This is a genomic window from Rufibacter sp. XAAS-G3-1, assembly GCF_013623775.1.
Classification (GTDB): domain Bacteria; phylum Bacteroidota; class Bacteroidia; order Cytophagales; family Hymenobacteraceae; genus Nibribacter.
In genome coordinates this window covers 1-16,753 of record NZ_JABFAM010000018.1, presented here as the reverse complement: position 1 = coordinate 16,753, position 16,753 = coordinate 1, and the positions used below count along the sequence as shown (strand labels likewise).

Genomic DNA, 16,753 nt, shown 5'->3' with positions numbered 1-16,753 from the left:
TCATTTGCCTAATAGGCCCGCTCTTTTATCTTCCGTGAATTGCTCCACCGCATAATCCAATCGCTGTTCAGTGAACGTCTCAAACACAGGGTAGCCATTTTCCATTTTCACCTTGCCGTTTTTATCCATGGCAAACCGCCTGTGCTGTTGCTGGTACCGCTTCACCAAGCGGTTCAGGTGATTGCGCTCAATGGGTTTGGAACTCAGGATGGCACCCAGTTCCGGGGCAGTCTCCAGAATGTACACTTTCCCCTTGGTACCCTGTTTGATAAAGAACTCCCGGAAATCAGCCGTAGAACGGACGGATTTGATTAAATCCATTTCGTGGTTCGTAAAGCCCAGCGGGGTCTGCAGCTTGACTAGGGAGTCCGGATTCGAGTGCCGCAGGATAATCTTGGTGGAGCTGTTATTAATCAGCGCATAGCCTATTCTGCTTTCCACGATTTCCTGAATCCCCTGCGTGATAATGGTAATCGAACCGTTGGTTTTCCGGATGGTGCGGTACATGGAAACAATGAAGTCCTCCATCACACCGCCGGAAAGCATGGCCCAGGCTTCGTCCAGGGCAATGTATTTGATATCGTCCGGGAATTTGCGGAACAGGTCCAGCGAGAGCTCGGTGATGAGCATGGCTACCACTGGGTATAGGTCAGGGTCCGCCTTCACCTTTGCCAGGTCAAAGCAAATGAGCCGGTGCTCAGATAGCTCTACGTCCTGCCGGGCATTCAGAACTTTCTCGTAACGGCCACCCTCAGTGAATTGCGCCAACACTAAAAAGAATTGGTGAATATCGAAGTAACTCATGTCCTTTTTGTACTGGCTGCGCATTTCCTCCCTACCGTCCGCGGTGGCAGGAGTAGCCTGCATATCCCTGTCAAATCTTCGCACGAAGCGCACAAAGCTGGCCATTCCGGGTATTTCCTCGTCGGTTTGGCCAGCATTTCCCTCCTCATTCAAGTACGTGTAGTATTGAATCAGAAAGCGGCTCAGGATCGCCCTTTCAGACTTGTTCAGCGGCGCACTGTCCGCCCCGCCTTTCCACAGAACCGCTAGTAGGGCCAAATGGAAATTGATCTTCTCGTCATTATAGACCCATTTCCTCCCGTCGGGGGAGCGGGGTACCAGGAAAGGGTTGAATTCTATCGGGTTCTCCGGGTCATACTCGAAGTACGTATTCTCGAAGTCTATCCCGTTCAGCGACTGGATCACGTTACGGTACGTACCGCCGATATCAATCAGGATTTGCCGCGCCTTGCGCTCATGGCGCTGCACGACAATGTAGCCGAACGTATAACTTTTACCGGAACCGGAGGGGCCAATGACAATGGCATTCTGATTGTCCAGGTCGGTGTTGAATAAGTTAACCTGCAGCAGGTTACGGTTGCGGTCGCAGAAATATTCCCCTACGTTGTCATTTTTATAGGTTGCCGTCCACTGCATATAGCATACCCCGCGGTCGGACGTAGTGGTCAGCCACCTATCCGGTACCTGCCAAGTATTTCCCGGTACCAGGCCGAAGTATAGAGGCAGGGACAGATGCGATTCCACCACGCTCTCCGTTCCGAAAATAGACCGGAAGGCGGCCATCGTTTTCTCAATGTTCTCCTTCCGGACGCTGTCATTTGTTTCCCACAGCAGCACAGACAGGTGCAAGCCGACAATCTGCTTGTTCCCTGCCCTTACCTCGGCGGTAAATTCCTCTATTTCGACAGCCCGCAGCTGGTTGTCCTGCGTGGCCAGCCTCGAAAGCGAATTGTTCAGTTTCCGATCTGTGTCCAGGCTGGAAAGTGCGGCTCTGGTATCCTGCACGGCAAAGGCCTGGGTTAGGATATGCGGGAACTGCAGGGCGTTGGTAAGCGGGTAAAGCATCGGGGCGGTTACCCCATAGCTGTTACGGACGGCAGGGTGTTGCTCACTGCCTTGCCCTACCATGGAGATGACGTTCACTTTGTTCTCTCCCACTGCCAGCGTACCTGCCTCGTTCAGGATTTCACGCTCCTGCCGCCGGGGCACCATGTCAAAATTGAGGTTGAAATATTGATGGTAGAGGTCGCTGATTTCCTCCGAGCCCATGCGCATAATCTCCACCTCCCCCGTTCCAGATATTGCCGTGGAGAACTCCTGGGCTACGGCCTCGGCGATTTCCAAAGTGTGGAGCAGGTTCTCAAAGGGGTTTTTCATCAGGGTTTCCCCCATGCGGGAAACCAAGGCGTTGAGGGCATTGGTTTTAATCGGTTTCACCTCCGCCGGGGCAAAGCTCAGGAACAGGTAGGATTTTTGGAAAAGAACCAGCCGTTCAAAGAAATGCTTGTTCATTCTCCCTTCGAAATAGGTCTGTTCTTTCCTGTCTTCCCGATAAGGGCGGTCATAGTAAATATCCGTTTTCTGGACAATCGTGTTGATTGGCAATGGCCGTAATGCCCCCAGCAAAGCATTGTTGAAAGAGATAAAATCCTGTTGGGTCCAGGCCTCCATCTCCGCCGGCTCAACTACGAACCCGACCGCTACACGCCCATCTTTGAAGATAACTTTGTTATCCTCGAAGGAATGGACCGGCATTACTTTACTGAATGGAACCGATTTTTGCTTTTTCATCTTTTCTCTTCACTGGGGGGACAAGGCCTACGGCGATGCGCCGGGGCTGCACGAATTGGAAAGAAAGCCAGCCTATCAGGAAGCCAGGAGGATGGGTTTTCGTTAAAAACCGCATTGCCAGAATCAACCCTACCTCCAATAGGAAAACCGCCAAATAAACCAGGCGCGGGATAGGCACCATCATGTTCAGAAAACCCAGCAACAGCACCGAGCCGATGAACAGACCGACCACCAAGCCCAAGTCCATGATGTTCATCCCAAGGACCTGAGCCGGCTTTTCAATACTTTTGTAAGAGCGCATATAGAGGTGGTTAACGTACTCCTCCTTCTCCGCCTACGGTTCCTACCAAGTCGTCTTTGAAGAATTGGAAACCGAACCAGAGGATTACCCCGCCGACCAGCCATCCTAAGGAGGAAAGGGCATCCGGTGCCCCGTTGACGAATTTCATCACGACCCGGATCAATCCAATCACCAGAATAATGGAGAAAACAACCTGGACGATGGTGATGATGGTTTCTTGGACCCCCTCTAAAGCAGCAGCGGTGCCCCCTTGGGCCATTGCCGCGTTCGTCAGGGTTAAGCCCATAGCAGTAGCCATCATCCTTTTCTCCCAGGGAGAGGCCTCATATTGGCGGCCAGAAAGCACAAGCGAATGAATCGAACTAGAGATTTGCGCCACCAGGCCAGCACTCCTTTTGTAGGTCTCAGTAAACATTTTTTGTATTTAGCTTTAGTTAATTTGATATATAAAAGGGTTGCTTAATCCCTGAGGAAGCCATTTGTATAACCCTTGAAATACCCAAGCGGGTTGAAGGGATGTTTTTCGAGCAGGTAATTGGACGTGTGAGTTCTAAGGCCATTGCTAAAAGACTTTAGTTGTCAAATTTTTCACTGTCAGCAGTTGAGCCGGCTGCTGCATTTTTAACCGGTGATTCCGGTGAAAACAATGCGCTGAAACCGGATTGGGCAGCCGAAGCGTTATTTTTCAATTCCGCTCTCCTCCGCCTTTTCAAGGCGATTTCGGCTTCCCTGTTCTTTTTATCGTTGTCAGTCGGGGCTGGTGCCGTAAGGGGGTTGTAATAAAGAGATTGGGCAGGGCTATCGCTTTGCCCAATCTCCGGAAATACATCATGGGTAAAGGTCTTTCTCCCATCAGGCATTAAGCTTTCCTTCTTACCGCCAGCCGCAACAGAGTCAGTATGTTCCGTGGCAGTGCTCGGACTGATTCCGGAATCGGTATATGGGGTATCACGGCTATCATCGCAACTAACAGGCGTTTCCGCCATGCTTATATCATCTAGGTATTCTTCCTCACTTAATAATTCATCCAGTAACGTGCCCGAAGTTCCGGGGTCAGTTTCCTGATATTCGCCCACCGTTGTTACAAAATCCCGGACTTCATATCGATACGTTCTGAGTGGCCTGTAATTACCGGTTCTTGATTTCCTTATCGTTTTCCGTGTCTCTTTACCATTTCCATAAAACCGCCACCAGAGCAAGGCCACCAACAATAACATTGGAATTAGCACTAAACCAATAATGAAGGTCTCCTGCGGCATATTTCTCCCTTGAACGGGAAAAAAAATAGATAGTTATACAAAACATATTCAAAAGTTAGTAAGAAGTTATTTTTTTGTTAATATAGAGGGCGGCAAACTCTAGGAAACATTATCCGTTAATTGACACATAGTGATTCAATAGTTATAGTGATGTGATTTTGAGGGAATTATTTAGTTTGTAAAAAAATATAATATATATTGTAGGTATCTATAATAAGGATGCAATTGCTAACCCCCCCATAGCAGAGAAGCGCTCTTAGGTTAACAATTGAAATAGTTCTTAATGGTTCCTACAACCGAATCCGTTCAACCTTTAGGGTTTCCGGACCCTAGCCTGTTTGTATTATATGCAGATGTACTACGCTATATTCAATACCGGTTAAAGCTCTTAGGGCATGGGCAGGTAAAGGCTTTCTGTAAGCAATATTTATTTCCCTATACCACCGTCGTGAATCTTAAGAACAGTACCCTGAAGAGAAAGGAACACCTTCTCTTGCAAAGGATTTTGGCAGCACTTTCATTTGAAACTACTGCTTCCCGAAACCCTTTATCCAACGGTGAAGAAGACCGTTATCTATTCCTTTTCCCGGGTAAGGAGGAACTAGGTAAGTTTAAAGAGCAGCTTGCCTATATTGATAGCTTGGCTAAGGCCCCGCCCCACTAAAGCCTGGGAAGGGTATTCATATTGGAGAGTATAGCGGGTTTACCCGCTATTTGTATTTTATGGATTATCAAAAGCTCATACAAGCATGGAACGACAAGTTTTGGAGAATGATCCGCAGGAACTGGAGCGGTTTAAGGAACGGATAGACTTAGTGGAATATGCCCTGAGGCAAGGTTATCAAATCAAAGCGCAGGGAAAGCGCGACGATTGGCAGCACCTGGAAAATGGGGGGGAGCATATTATCGTTAGCAGGAAAGACGATAAGCAGGTGTATTTCAACCCAGGTGATGACCGCGATAAAGGTACCATCATCGATTTCGTGAAAACCAGGCAGCATAAAAACCTGGGGGAAGTACGGCAACACCTGCGCGAATACCTGAATGAATACCCAGAGCCACAAAAAGCCTATGCTACAGCTCTTGTTCCAGCCCGGCTGGAGGGAAAGCCAAAGGAGCAGGGGGAAACAGCCACTGAAGCGGAAATAGAGGAAGAAAAAAGAACCAGACTGATTTCAGAGGTATTAGGCGTGAAAAGAGAGTTAACTGATCGGACTTACCTCTATAGCCGCTCCCTCACAGACGAAACCCTGGACAGCCCAGCCTTTCAAGGACGGGTATTCACGACCGAGAAAAACGAACACGGGTTCCGGAATACCGCTTTTCCCCTTTACAATGAGCATGGGCTGGCCAGTGTGGAACAGAAGAACACCGGCTATAAAAACCTGCTGGAGCTACCTAAGGATGGCATTTGGGTTTCCCACCCTACCCAGGGCAAAGGAACTCCTATTGAAAGGCTGGTTTTGAATGAAAGCGCCATCGATTCCATGAGTTACCACCAACTGAAAAATGACGGTAAGAATACCATGTACATTGCCACTGCCGGAACTGTAACCGAAAGACAGACGGCTTTGATCCAACGAGTCATCGATAAGCAAAACCCCCAGGAGGTAATACTGGCCGATGATAGGGATGTGGGGGGAAGAAGGTTCAATATCAATTACCTGAATGATCTGCAGCCTGCCCGACCATTCAAGGAATTGGCCAACCAGGAGGCTTACCGTGAGGCCAGCCGCCCGGTGCAATGGCACGCTACCGCTGGGAGGTACCACGCTAATTTGCGGGTGGAGTACCATCATGAAAACAGCCAGGAAGGGGCCGAACGCGTCAACTATCTAACCCGCCAGGTGGACCGTATCAATTCGGTACAGGAAGAGCCGAGTATTGAAATGAAGGTGCAACGCTCCACCGAAAAGGACACGGTCATAAAGCTTAGCGTAGCTAAGGCCGATACGGCCCAATTGGAAGTAATCAGCCAGGAGCTCTACCGGCAACGCGAGCAGCTTCGCCCGGAGCAGGAACGGCACCCGGTAAATTTCATCCGGGTAGAATATCCAATCGCAAAAGATTACAACCGTGATTTGGAACTAGCTACTCAGGGATTAACCACTTCAGAGATCCAGGCACAGGCCGCGCAAGATGAGCGGGAGCGTGAGGCGCAGCGGCTACAGAAAGAACAGCTTCGAGCGGAATCCCAACGCCTGGAACAAGCCCAGCACCTCCTGCAAGTGCAGCAGCCCAACGACACCCTGGAGAGACGGCAGCAGCCTAAAGAAGGCCAAAAGGGTAAAACAACTCTTGAAACATCAAGTGTGGTTCCGGCCAAAACGGATGCTGGTCAGCTGTTACCGGCTAAGGAACAATTGGCTGGGCCTGGTTCTGAAAAGGAGTTAATCATTAAAGTGGAGGAAAAAGATAAGGGGACGGGTGTGAAAGGCCAGGCAGAGGCTGTGAAAGATACGGTGGAACGGAGTGGGGCAAAGGTGGGCGATATTCAGAGTACGTCCACTAATGGCCTGAGGCACTCAGAAATGAAAGTTGCCTACCGGACGGATGACCCGGAAATAGGCAGGATATCCAAGACTTTGGACGCAATAGGTAACCAAAAAGGGAATGATGTGGTTGAGCATCATTCAGACCGTGCCGAAAGACGGGAGATAGCGGGAAAAGTTGAGAACCATAGGCTCTCCCAGCAAGAAATAACGAGGTAGTAAACCTGGTTAGATTTATTAAGCCGTATCAAATAACGAAAACCATGTCATTCTAAAAGCCTTCTCTAAATCTAGAGAGGCTTTTTAATTTAGGTTCATCGAGATAGTAGAGAGTATCCAAAATTACTTTTCCCTACCGCCCTTTAAAAAAAATGCCTGTCGTGGCAGTTTGAGTATTTTAAGGATTAATCAATATCTTGGGCGTTGCCTGGCGGCCGGGCTACTCCCCTACGGCGGCCACCTATAAAACTGGCTGAAAAATCCAGTTTTATGCGGACAAGTGGCCGGTATCCCTAACGCGGGTTCTTCCGGAAAACCGGGGAGCACCGTGTAAGTTAGGGCTGCTGGTGAAGGTTAACGGAGCCAGCAGCCCTAACTTACACCGTACTCCCCTACCCTATACCCAGGAGCCTTGTAAATGGAGTATGGCCGGTTCGCAGAAAAGGCGAACCCACCATACGGATGGAACACCGGCTAAGGCCGGAAGGGGGTTATTGAAGAAGCCGGGTACGCTGTATGCAGCGGGATGCGGAACCATTCCGTTTTACTCCATGGACCCGCATCCCGCTGCATACAGCGTCCCTCCCCCACTTCCAGAAAGGAAGAAGAAAGCAAATGGTGGGTTCGCAGATAAAGCGAACCCACCATTTGCAAAGAGTTGGGCGGTAGGGAAAAAATGGTTTGAAAAATCTTGCGATTGCAAAAGCGCCCTTCCCAATTAGGCAAAAAAATAGGTGAGGATTTCTTGGCCCCACCTATTTCTGTGAATTTCTTTTTAGTTATAAAGCCATTGCCGCAATATTATTAAAAGCCTTCTGGTCAGCTTTGAAGCGTTCGTTTATGGTTAAGGCAGATTTTCCGTTAAAAAGGGCAAAGTTCGCAGCATTGTAAACCAACCATAGATTCGCTTCGGTTTCCAATTCCTTTTCCTCAAACCTTAACCGCTCCACGGCCAGGGCGGCCAGCTTCTTTGGTAAACCGGCTTCGGTAATAACTTTTTGAATGTCGGCATCGGTAGGCATGGCCACCCCTACCAGTTTATTGTATACCGTGCCGGTAACTGAATCTTTCTGCGCTATGAAGTTCCGCAGAATTTTAGTTAAATGTTCCCTGAATATTTCCAGGTTCAGCCCTTTGTGATGGAATGTTTCCGCTAGGATTCTTTCTTCTTTTCTAATCCTCTCAATGTTCACGTGTTCTACTTTTTCCTTTAAAGCATCCAGGTATTTCTTAGGTTGACCATTGGCCAGCCAGCTAAAATATTCTTCAAAGGACATAAATTCATCTGCCCAGCCCATCAGGCCATTGGAACATATTTGCCGATAATAGGAAACCTTTACTTTTTCTTCGTTCGTTGATTCAATGGACGAACCTTGGATATTGAAAGGGCTTTTGCCAGTATATGAATTGTTTATAATTAAGTTCTTATATATCCGCTCATTGCCCACCTTCAGGCTGTCAGGAAGGATAACATTAATGCTGAAATCCCCACGGGTTGAATATCGGGCATCAACCGTGTAATCTTTTGCCACGCTGTCCACCACCGAGCGCAGAAGCTGATTAGGAATCAGCGTATATTCATCGCTTTGCAGGGCAAATATATGCTGTGTACCGTCCGGCATAGTACCGACGATAGCCCGTTGCCTGTCCGACGGCAGCAGATTGTAGTTGTCAGGCAAAAGGCTTTGCAATTTTTCTTCTTTTACCGGAAAACAGATGTTGTCCCATGAAGTAGCTTTATCGAGGTTTGTGCTTTGAGTTGACATGGTTTCCTAGGTTTAAAGGTGAATGATGATTTGCAATTGCTATTCTATGTATATTATATTATACGTTAATGTATATTAATAGATACATAAAATAACAAAAAATACCCCCTTTTTTGGCCTTCTTTTACATCCAGTAAAACCTATGTTTATTTTGTGAGAAACAATTTCTCATTTTTTGGCCTTGGCAGTCTGCAATTGCAAAAAGCAGCTGCCATTGACCGCCCGGAGGGCGGGACGGTCAAAATTTATAATTCCTGTACTTTGTTAATTCTGTACCCTGGCCGTTGCTAATTTACCAATGCGCATATTTTTTGACTGATGAAACCTAGCTTTTAGACCAAACCAGCAATTTTTAGGAATAATCCCCCGGGATTGGATGTGGCTTTAATTTTGTCAGTTTTCAATTTATAGTTGAACTGGAAAAGCTTGTTCAGTAAATTCTCGTCCTGCAAGATTCTATTAACCAGTTTCTCTTCGATAATATTTAAATCGTCCAGGATAGTCCGGGCATTCTGTCTCCTTACATCTTCGGTTGGCAAATCGAAAGCTAACGGTAATTGCTGAATCGTCTGTTTGTTCACGTAGAACCGGATATGCGTGAAAACCCGGCCTCTTTTCGTCAACACATAGCTTATTCTCAGGTCGGTGAATTTATTGATTTGCTCCACAGCAATATCGAGAACGTTCTTTTTAAACAAGGAGATGGATGAATATTGCTCCTTTTCCTTGTTTTTGGGGTCTTTTAGGTGCAAGATTACCTTTAAATCATCTATGGAGTATATCTTGGTTTCTCCGATGTCCTTCCATTGACTTGCAATCTGATAGATGCGTTTAGCCCACTTGCTGGGTAGCATAAAGGCCGCCTGGAGCTGAAAGCTGGTAAAGTTGTTCTTTAAGTCTATCAGGTACGGCCTTATGTTCTCAGAGATTTCAAGTTCAATCAACCCCTCCCCTTTTCTATGCAAGGCAGAAGCCAATAACCCCACCTGTAAAACGGTTTTATTATCCTCAAAGACATATTCCCGGCTCCTAAGTGCAGATGTCGCCTCCAGAAATTGGCCATGGTGCCATTGTCTTCCAGTGACTTCCTGCAATTCCCTCACAGAAATTTGGTATTTTGTACCAGGTTTGTCATCGGCACGCAGTTTGGAAAGAAGGAAAAACGAAATATCCATCTCTATAGCTGACATCTCATAACGCGCCGTTGTAATAGCGTTATGTTGCCTAATTTCCAATTTATGCGGTTCTTTTGCCTCTGTTACCCCTTTTGCCATTGTCCACCAACTAGTAATTGCACAACTTTCGGTCAAATATAGAAAATTTATAAGGAAAAGCAAGTTTCTAAAACTCTACTAGCTTTTGACTGATGAAACCTTGCTTTTCCGCTTATCAAACCTTGCTTCTCACCTATCAAACCTAGCTTTTGACTGATGAAACCTTGCTTTAAACGGATAAAACCTAGCTTTAAGTACGCTTAATGAGCAGGGAACCAATCTCTTATGGCTCCTGCAAATACTAAACAAATAACATAAATACTACAAACTTGTAGTTAAAAAAAATAGGCTTTTAGAGGTTTGGTTTGGAGCAGATGTAAAAAAAGTGGGAAAGAAAGCAACAAAAAAATCTAATAAAGTAGGAGGTTTGGGCGCGCAGATTGTACTTTAAGCATAAAAAATATAAATAATAACATTAAAAGCTAGGTTTCATCAGTAGAGAGACCTTCTATTATACTAGATGCTAAAACAATTAGCATTAGGAAGGGAAAAGCCCGGTTTTACTGATAGAACCTAGCTTTTGGCTGATGAAACCTAGCTTTAACTTAATTAAGTTATAGAATAAGGGCATTAATTGGATAAAAGTGCAGGTTTGGTAACTACTTATAACCGCAGATTATTTATCTGTTCGAGATCTGTTGATCTTACCTGTTTTAAGAAGGTGTTTTTCATACAATCTGAATGCCTCTTCAGCATAATCTGTCAGATTGGATGGGCCACCACTTCCATTCAACTGCACCAGGTTGAATTTTGCGTCCAACCATAGAGAACTCAGCAGCCTGACATTCTTGGTTTCCTCTGGCTGATTTTCAGCACTTGGGGCTGCTTTCCTTGCAGCGGCGCGAGCTTTCTTTCCTTCTGGAGCGGCAGACTTCTCGGCATCCACCGGCTCAGTAGCTGAATTATTTTCAGTCCGCTCTTCTCCTCTACTCTCACCCTTAAAGTCTATGTCAACTAACGGGGTAATTTCCGGTGTCGGTGTTTCCGGTTCAGCAACTGGAGCCGTTTCCGTCTTCATGCTTTTTACCATCGCTTCCCCGGCCATGTTTGAACGGGCTGCTTCGCGTGAAGCTTGGGGAACCACGATGCGTGCTTTCCCGAATTTTGGCGCACCTTGCTTTTTAACCTCTTTTTTCTCGCTTTGGCTATTGCCGTTATTTTCTTGTTCTGCCATTTTCCTATTCTGTTACAGATTTTACGGGTAATTCCATGCGTTCAATTAATTCATTGCAGACCGCATGTATTTCTTCGGAGACATTTTTATCTCCACCTACATAGCGCAGATATGCGGGTGTTGTCAGGCTGTACAGAGTAGATGCGCGCTTGTAAGCTGCCCGGTAGCTAAGGGAGGATTTAAAACGTGCTAGTCCCAGGGCATCCACATAATCATCCATTTCCTGTTCCTCCTTATTGTTAGAGCGCTTCGTGGAAATACCGAAATACTCAAAGGGTATTTCCGCCTTATCCGCCTCTGTTTTAATCGTTTGCAGAATATGCATAAATTCAGCCGTGCTTGCCCTATCCAAATAATCAGCAACTAATGGAACTATGACCGCATCACAGGCAGTAAGCGCATTAAAAACATCATCGCCATCGGCCCGGCCCGGTACATCAATGAATACTAAATCGTAATCATTTTCCGGGTTATCCACAAAATCAAAAATTCCATTTAAGTCAATAGAGAAAATATCGAAGGGATAGGTAGCATCCGGGTTCGACTCTTTTAGCAATTGCAAACTTTCCTCATCTATCTGGACACGGGTTTTCACGATGCTTTGCTGGTAGTCACAATCCAGAACCGCTACTTTAAGTTTATAGTCTACTGCCAACGCTGCTGCCAGGACAAGCGTCAACGTGGATTTTCCTGACCCTCCTTTTTGGGTCGCAAAACTTATAATTTTCATAACTAACTTTTTTCTAAATCACTTAGCTTCTTTTTACAAAGTTATAACAATATAGCTTTATAACTTTATCATAGCGCAATTTTATACTTAAATAACTTTATAATATTATTGGTTTAATTTCCTATAATATTATAAAGCAATAATCATAGATTATTATAAAAATATATTCTTCCTTTACTATATTTTTATACAATTATAAAAAGACACAAATGTATTCTTATAATTGTATAATAGTGCGCAATTATATTGTTATAATAGTATAACATAATAATATAGCACCTTTATTCAATTATACTTTTATAATATTATCGTTTTATAAAATAATAAAACGATAATATTATAAAAGTAGTAATAAGCAATCAAACTTTGATGAGCTGGTTATAACAATATAAGTTTATATTTTTATAACCAGCTATTGGCTGCTGATATCATTAAGTTTGAATTATATATAACCATATAAACTTATAATATTATAACAATATAACAGATTTCATTAAGAAGTGGTAAGACTTGCAATGCATAATCATTGGTATCATCACTTGAAAGTTTACCTCACTAAACAACCAATCTTAAGAACCTAAGTCCAATGCGTTTTAGTATCTTCTTTTAGCAAGAAGAGCATTTAAAATGCAATGCTAAGGCACTGATTTATAAATACTTGTTTTTAAGCATAGCTTAAAAATGTAGAGAATGAAACATAAGTGCTTAGTAGTCAGTAATATTTTGTAGATATATAGTAAAGATATTTGGATTTTCAATGGTATGAGCAAACTCGAAAAAACAAGTACTACCAGTGCACGCCTTCATGCGGTGACACATCACTTATTAGCCAAAGAAGCTAAGCGCCTAGGCTTGTCCGCGATTGATTACCTAGATGCAGCCGTGAACTACTTCGGTACAAGGGGATTGAATCCAGTTGAAATTGAGGCAAGGGAAGGTGCTTTGATCATGCAGGATATAAAACGTTTAGGCGACCGGATATTTGGTTATATGCAAGAACAAGAACGAGGATTATTATCCGTGATGTTGGAAGAGTTGATACGTTCAAGGGTGACGATTGACCGTGTGTTACGCATGGAAGAGATTGCGTTGAGCACGTATAATGACGAGGAGTTGAGAAACGGAAGAAGTAAACTCAGAACCTTGAAAGAACAGAACGAGGGTGCTATCACGAATCAACTTAAGTTAATTTTTGATTCAGCTAAGGAGATTGCGCCTGGTAAAAAGAAGAAACTGAAACAACCGAATACAGATACCTAAGCGGAGAAGGGCATGTATATAAAACTGATAAACCCCAAATCACACGGTCTAGCAGCATATGACAATAATGGTAGCAGTCTGCAAACGCTTAATTATTTGGTTCATGAGGCAAAGAGAGAGAAAGAAGATTTAGGAATTTTCTTTAATCAGGACAGCGATGGTTTAAAGCCTGAACGGGTACAACAGGATATTGACTCTAATGTAAAAGGACTTACTGCAAATGCTTCCAAATTCTATTCCCTTATCATAAGTCCCAGTGCAGATGAGCTCACGCACATCAAAAATGACGAGCAACTATTGAAAGCCTATACTCGGCAGGTCATGGAGCTGTATGCCCAAAATTTTAACCTGAAAGGGGGCGAGCGACTAGCGTCCAAAGACCTGGTATGGGCTGCTACTATCCATCACGACCGGAACTACCGGGGAACGGACAAGGAGGTATTGTCCGGGGAAGTAAAGGTAGGTGATAAGCGACCAGGCTTACAGACGCATGTGCATATAATTGTCAGTGCACGGGACAAAAACCAAATGATAACCTTGAATCCCAAAGGGCGCAAAAGCAGGTTTGACTTGATAGAATGGCAGCGGAAGTCTGGGCAGCAGTTTGAGCAGCAATTCAGGTACACGGCTAAAGAGAAAGAAAAAATAAAGATCAAACAACGGGATGCTAGCCGGGATGTCACCAGGTCCATACGCATAGGGGAGCGAGTAGAAGATATTAATAGAAATGTGCCCAAAAGCCAAAGGCTTGATGGCGAACGCGTAAAGGAAATCGCCGTTAGCAGAAATTTTGACAAGACTTTTTACCGCTCCTTAAAACGGATTGAAACGAAGGCGCAACAGGGAAAGCCGATTGATAATGCCTACTATCTATTGCAGACAGGAAGGGAGCATCCCATACCGAGTAAGGCACCGGTTAGAAATTTGCTCCACGCTTTCCAGCATGCGGTGAACTCAGGTACAGGTAATAATAATAAAACAGAAGAAATAGGTGAGCGGAAAATCCGTAGGAATGGAGAAATGGAAATAGATTAGGGTCGCTATGTCTGTTGATTTTACAATTGTTAAGACATTGTAACCCCAAGTCTAAATCGTGAAAAATAAGGGATGCCAGGTAAATTATGAGATTATTATAAAATGCAACATGTCCGGAGCAGACGCAGCTCTGTGCCGGGCTTCCTAGGGAAGGGGAGTGGAACCATATTTTATTTTAAGAAGAGATAATTATGCAGGTACCTACACCGGGTAAGAATCAAAACCTAGCCTTAGTTACTGGATTAGTAGTTTTAGCAATAGCGTTTGGGGATTATTATGTATTGCTCCATCAAGCAGAGATACGCCAGGCACATGCTTGGGTGAAAGCAAACCCCGAACTTACGCCACAACAAAAGAGAATTGCCCGACAGATTGAGCTGAGGCGGCGGCAAGCAGACCGTATGAGCACGGGGGTGAGTAAGAACCCTGAATCAGTCAAAGGGGTGGCAGGTAGGGACAGCATTAGTGCCGTAGAGGGGGCAGATGGTAGATTGGGGAGTACCGGAGATGGCATTAAGCAAAAATCTCTCTTGAAAGCTGACAGTATATATAAGAAGGCTGGTGTTTACTTCCGAATTTCCCTATTGGCTGCTTCGCTTGCATTTCTTTTCATCCAGAAAGCCCCGGATAGGAGAATAGGGCAGCCCAAGCTTAAACCGATACCTGGAAAAAGCAGGACGGTTATTTTCCTGCTTTGCGGTGGATTTTTCCTGATAAGTGGCTATGTACTTTTAACAATTGCAAAGTTTTCCTCGGAATTTATATTGTATGGCTACCCCATGGCCAGCCTATTTGCAATTCTCAGCACCTTCGTCGCCGGTTTGGTTATCGCCCGCAGCAAACGGCCAGAATTCGGATTAACCACTGAACGTAAAAAGCTTACTTCAGAAAACGGCTTCAGCTTGCCAACCCAAGACGGAGGTTTTATAAACGTTCCAAACGCTTTTCGGGGGAATCTGGTGTTAGGAGGTGCAGGAGCCGGGAAGTCATACAGTATTGGGGAACCGGTGATTGAGCAATTTGCCAGTAAAAACTGGGCCGGTTTGATTTACGATTTTAAATTCCCTGTACTAACAGAAGTAGCGCAGCGTGCCTTAACCCTTGCTGCCGAACAAGCTGAAGCTAAAGGCCAATCTGTGCCCAGCGTACAACTTCATATCATCAATTTCCGGGATTTGTCACGCACGGAGCGACTTAACCCCTTAAGGCCAGAGGAAATGCCCGTAGTTGCCTTCGCCGAAGAATACAGCCGGGCGATCATCAATAACCTGAATACAAATACGATTAAGAATTCAGGGGAGTTCTTCAGTACGTCCGCGATTGCTTTTTTAACGGGCATCATTTGGTTTTACCGCAAGAACTTCCCCGATTACTGCACCATCCCCCATGTAGTGGCCACGGCCCTGTATAAGGATTTTAGGCACGTTTTATCTATGCTGGATACAGACATAGAGTGCGGAGACATGGTCCGAAGCCTCATCACCGCAGTAGAACAGAAGGCCGAGAAACAAATTGCCGGGGTCGTGGCCACCTTGCAAATTATCCTGAGCCGCATCAACAGCCCGGAAATTGTCTGGGTGCTTACCCCGGATGAAAGTAGGGGAGAGGGATTCTCTTTAAACCTGAATGACCCGAACAATCCTAAGTTGTTGTGTATCGGCAATGACCCCACCCTGAAAGACACTTTTTCACCGGTTATCAGCTGTATCATAACCGTAGCGCTCAAACTGATGAACCAGCAGCGGAAGCACCCAAGCTATGTTTTTTTGGATGAGGCAGCTACTATCTACGTGCCTGGACTGGAGGTAATCCCCGCGACGGCCAGAAGTAATAAAATAGCTACCATTTACATGAGCCAGGATTTGAGTCAGATGGTTGACTCCTATGGGCGGGACAAAATGCAGGTGATGATCAGTAACCTCAATAATTGGTTTATCGGGAAAGTGAACAACATGGAGACGGCGGAGCTCATTTCTAAAATCGTCGGTCGGGAAGATAAGTCAATGGTATCAACGAGCAGTGGCAGCAGCACCGGCGGTTCTGGCCACCGGAACCGGAGCCAGAACCAAAGCATAAGCCTTCAGGAACGAAATTTGGTCCGTATCCAGGATGCCGTAGGGTTGGAACAGGGCGAATTTATAGGTCAGACGGTTGAAACAGAATCTACCTTTTTCCAAGGGCGGATAGACCGCAGCGATGCACAAACGGAACCACATGAACTGGAGCCATTCGCGCTCTTTGCAGACGAAGGTGAAACCGACTCACAGGAAGCGCAACGAATAATAGTCCAGGCAAATTACCAAAAAGTGCGCGACGAGGTAAAGGAAACAGTAGAAATGTATCCTAACACGCTGGCCCCTGGAGAGGAGTAGCAGGCTTTTATCCCGTGTTTGCACTGGCTTTTTTGGCCATTTTTGCGTATATTGTATAGTTGATTGAGTGAAAAACAAAGCATGGAAAATAGCAATTGGAAGCCCGGGGGCACCTTTTTCAAGCCTGCCCCAGTAGGATTGAGCCTTGAAGAGCTGGCAAAGAGAGCGGAGCGTGAAAACATCGCAAATCATGGCTTTGCCCTAGTTATGAGCAATGGCCCGATGCCTGATGGGGAAGCCCTGGAATTTATGCAGAAGTATGTAGACGGAGAGTGG

The 16,753-nt window shown here is 45.4% G+C and carries 14 protein-coding genes; 6 read left to right on the top strand and 8 right to left on the bottom strand.

Annotated elements, in window-relative coordinates; translation table 11 throughout:
- The 4 genes from HHO50_RS17605 to HHO50_RS17590 all read right to left on the bottom strand — a co-directional run bounded on the left by HHO50_RS17605 (position 1) and on the right by HHO50_RS17590 (position 4,155).
- Positions 1-2,475: a VirB4 family type IV secretion system protein gene (locus HHO50_RS17605; protein ID WP_181307944.1), complete on the bottom strand. Its 2,475-nt coding sequence runs from the start codon at positions 2,473-2,475 to the stop codon at positions 1-3.
- Positions 2,476-2,563: 88 nt separating this feature from the next.
- Positions 2,564-2,896, bottom strand: coding sequence for a hypothetical protein (locus tag HHO50_RS17600; RefSeq protein ID WP_181307942.1), 333 nt, complete (start codon positions 2,894-2,896; stop codon positions 2,564-2,566).
- 10 nt (positions 2,897-2,906) lie between these two features.
- The gene (locus tag HHO50_RS17595; RefSeq protein WP_181307940.1) at positions 2,907-3,311 is read right to left on the bottom strand and encodes a hypothetical protein; all 405 of its coding nucleotides are present in this window, start codon (positions 3,309-3,311) and stop codon (positions 2,907-2,909) included.
- 157 nt (positions 3,312-3,468) lie between these two features.
- Positions 3,469-4,155, bottom strand: coding sequence for a hypothetical protein (locus HHO50_RS17590; RefSeq protein ID WP_181307938.1), 687 nt, complete (start codon positions 4,153-4,155; stop codon positions 3,469-3,471).
- 283 nt (positions 4,156-4,438) lie between these two features.
- On the opposite strand from HHO50_RS17590, the gene HHO50_RS17585 reads away from it, so the two are divergent.
- Positions 4,439-4,819 (top strand): hypothetical protein, encoded by a 381-nt coding sequence (locus HHO50_RS17585; RefSeq protein ID WP_066833940.1) that lies wholly within the window; start codon positions 4,439-4,441, stop codon positions 4,817-4,819.
- Between the two features lie 85 nt (positions 4,820-4,904).
- Positions 4,905-6,866 (top strand): toprim domain-containing protein, encoded by a 1,962-nt coding sequence (locus HHO50_RS17580; RefSeq protein ID WP_066833938.1) that lies wholly within the window; start codon positions 4,905-4,907, stop codon positions 6,864-6,866.
- Positions 6,867-7,645: 779 nt separating this feature from the next.
- Here HHO50_RS17580 and HHO50_RS17575 read toward each other — a convergent pair.
- The 4 genes from HHO50_RS17575 to HHO50_RS17560 form a co-directional block, all read right to left on the bottom strand.
- Positions 7,646-8,632: a hypothetical protein gene (locus HHO50_RS17575; protein WP_066833936.1), complete on the bottom strand. Its 987-nt coding sequence runs from the start codon at positions 8,630-8,632 to the stop codon at positions 7,646-7,648.
- 332 nt (positions 8,633-8,964) lie between these two features.
- Positions 8,965-9,906: a replication initiation protein gene (locus HHO50_RS17570; protein WP_066834033.1), complete on the bottom strand. Its 942-nt coding sequence runs from the start codon at positions 9,904-9,906 to the stop codon at positions 8,965-8,967.
- Positions 9,907-10,522: 616 nt separating this feature from the next.
- Positions 10,523-11,080 (bottom strand): hypothetical protein, encoded by a 558-nt coding sequence (locus tag HHO50_RS17565; RefSeq protein ID WP_181307936.1) that lies wholly within the window; start codon positions 11,078-11,080, stop codon positions 10,523-10,525.
- 4 nt (positions 11,081-11,084) lie between these two features.
- Entirely contained in the window at positions 11,085-11,810 is a 726-nt protein-coding gene (locus HHO50_RS17560; protein WP_181307934.1) for a ParA family protein, read from the bottom strand.
- 762 nt (positions 11,811-12,572) lie between these two features.
- Between HHO50_RS17560 and HHO50_RS17555 the strand changes: the two genes are divergently transcribed.
- The 4 genes from HHO50_RS17555 to HHO50_RS17540 all read left to right on the top strand — a co-directional run.
- Positions 12,573-13,070 carry a BfmA/BtgA family mobilization protein gene (locus HHO50_RS17555; protein ID WP_181307932.1) on the top strand — a complete coding sequence of 166 codons (498 nt, stop codon included), beginning with the start codon at positions 12,573-12,575 and terminating at the stop codon, positions 13,068-13,070.
- A gap of 12 nt (positions 13,071-13,082) precedes the next feature.
- A complete protein-coding gene (locus tag HHO50_RS17550) occupies positions 13,083-14,105 on the top strand; it encodes a DUF5712 family protein (RefSeq protein ID WP_181307930.1) in 1,023 nt (340 codons plus the stop codon).
- 191 nt (positions 14,106-14,296) lie between these two features.
- Positions 14,297-16,477, top strand: coding sequence for a TraM recognition domain-containing protein (locus tag HHO50_RS17545; protein ID WP_181307928.1), 2,181 nt, complete (start codon positions 14,297-14,299; stop codon positions 16,475-16,477).
- 63 nt (positions 16,478-16,540) lie between these two features.
- Positions 16,541-16,753: hypothetical protein (locus tag HHO50_RS17540; protein ID WP_181307926.1), on the top strand; the 213-nt coding region annotated here is incomplete at its 3' end.

What these genes read in the sequence shown, in the direction of transcription:
- HHO50_RS17605 (WP_181307944.1), bottom strand. Translation starts at nt 2,475, where the DNA reads ATGGAGGCCTGGACCCAACAGGATTTTATCTCTTTCAACAATGCTTTG.
- HHO50_RS17600 (WP_181307942.1), bottom strand. Translation starts at nt 2,896, where the DNA reads ATGCGCTCTTACAAAAGTATTGAAAAGCCGGCTCAGGTCCTTGGGATG.
- HHO50_RS17595 (WP_181307940.1), bottom strand. Translation starts at nt 3,311, where the DNA reads ATGTTTACTGAGACCTACAAAAGGAGTGCTGGCCTGGTGGCGCAAATC.
- HHO50_RS17590 (WP_181307938.1), bottom strand. Translation starts at nt 4,155, where the DNA reads ATGCCGCAGGAGACCTTCATTATTGGTTTAGTGCTAATTCCAATGTTA.
- HHO50_RS17585 (WP_066833940.1), top strand. Translation starts at nt 4,439, where the DNA reads ATGGTTCCTACAACCGAATCCGTTCAACCTTTAGGGTTTCCGGACCCT.
- HHO50_RS17580 (WP_066833938.1), top strand. Translation starts at nt 4,905, where the DNA reads ATGGAACGACAAGTTTTGGAGAATGATCCGCAGGAACTGGAGCGGTTT.
- HHO50_RS17575 (WP_066833936.1), bottom strand. Translation starts at nt 8,632, where the DNA reads ATGTCAACTCAAAGCACAAACCTCGATAAAGCTACTTCATGGGACAAC.
- HHO50_RS17570 (WP_066834033.1), bottom strand. Translation starts at nt 9,906, where the DNA reads ATGGCAAAAGGGGTAACAGAGGCAAAAGAACCGCATAAATTGGAAATT.
- HHO50_RS17565 (WP_181307936.1), bottom strand. Translation starts at nt 11,080, where the DNA reads ATGGCAGAACAAGAAAATAACGGCAATAGCCAAAGCGAGAAAAAAGAG.
- HHO50_RS17560 (WP_181307934.1), bottom strand. Translation starts at nt 11,810, where the DNA reads ATGAAAATTATAAGTTTTGCGACCCAAAAAGGAGGGTCAGGAAAATCC.
- HHO50_RS17555 (WP_181307932.1), top strand. Translation starts at nt 12,573, where the DNA reads ATGAGCAAACTCGAAAAAACAAGTACTACCAGTGCACGCCTTCATGCG.
- HHO50_RS17550 (WP_181307930.1), top strand. Translation starts at nt 13,083, where the DNA reads ATGTATATAAAACTGATAAACCCCAAATCACACGGTCTAGCAGCATAT.
- HHO50_RS17545 (WP_181307928.1), top strand. Translation starts at nt 14,297, where the DNA reads ATGCAGGTACCTACACCGGGTAAGAATCAAAACCTAGCCTTAGTTACT.